Consider the following 367-nt stretch of genomic DNA (forward strand, 5'->3'; position numbering starts at 1 on the left):
GGTACAGCAGAGCTGTGTGGAATGGGGATAAAAGACGCTTTGAGATCAGGGATGTGATCGGCCCGGATGAATATACAGAGCATGTGGACAACAACGCGTATACCAATTATATGCCTTTGAAAACGTAAAAGCGGCAGGACAGGTGCTGGCCTCCTGGGACAATCCCCTCGCAGATTCCTGTCGGAAAGAGGGATGGAGTGAGCGTTTTGACCATTTTCTGCGGCATCTCTATCTGCCGGAACCGAATGAGGAGAAACTTATTCCGCAGGATGATACCTTTCTCAGTAAAAAGAAGCTTTCCAATATTGAGAAATTCAGGAACGCGGATGTACGCCAGCTGATCTTAAAAGATTACCGCAGGAACCAG

The 367-nt window shown here is 48.0% G+C and carries 2 protein-coding genes; both read left to right on the plus strand.

The annotated features are described in order from the left end of the window. The first annotated feature begins 14 nt into the window (after window positions 1-14). Window positions 15-128 carry a hypothetical protein gene (locus NE473_RS33325; protein WP_502802862.1) on the plus strand — a complete coding sequence of 38 codons (114 nt, stop codon included), beginning with the start codon at window positions 15-17 and terminating at the stop codon, window positions 126-128. A 14-nt stretch (window positions 129-142) separates the two neighbouring features. Further along, window positions 143-367, plus strand: a 225-nt coding sequence (locus tag NE473_RS30615; protein ID WP_256265595.1) for a hypothetical protein, incomplete at its 3' end; no start/stop codon positions are given.

This window comes from Hungatella sp. SL.1.14, from assembly GCF_024460495.1.
GTDB classification, from domain to species: domain Bacteria; phylum Bacillota; class Clostridia; order Lachnospirales; family Lachnospiraceae; genus Hungatella; species Hungatella hathewayi.